The organism is Rhizobium ecuadorense, assembly GCF_001187535.1.
Lineage (GTDB): Bacteria > Pseudomonadota > Alphaproteobacteria > Rhizobiales > Rhizobiaceae > Rhizobium > Rhizobium ecuadorense.
Map to the genome: position 1 here is coordinate 1 of NZ_LFIO01001749.1, position 257 is coordinate 257.

Annotated in this window: 1 protein-coding gene; it reads right to left on the reverse strand. The window is 59.9% G+C overall.

Annotation, left to right across the window (positions count from 1 at the left end; translation table 11 throughout):
* Positions 1-257: thioesterase family protein (locus AF337_RS35210; protein WP_193393694.1), on the reverse strand; the 257-nt coding region annotated here is incomplete at both ends.

Genomic DNA, 257 nt, shown 5'->3' on the forward strand with positions numbered 1-257 from the left:
GAGCTTCGCCCGTCACTGTGTCGTGGAGGGTGTGGAAGACATGCAGCCGCTTCTCGTCGACGGAGAGGATCTGGCAGGTCGAATGGATCGCCTGGCCGAGCTTCGCCTCGCCGAGATGGCGGATGTGGGTTTCCACCGTGTAATAGCTCCGCCCCGCCTCGACATAGGCGAGATCAACGCCGATGAGGCGCAGCAATGCATCCGAGGTATCCCCGAAAACCTGCAGATAACGGTGTTCGGTCATATGGCCGTTATAG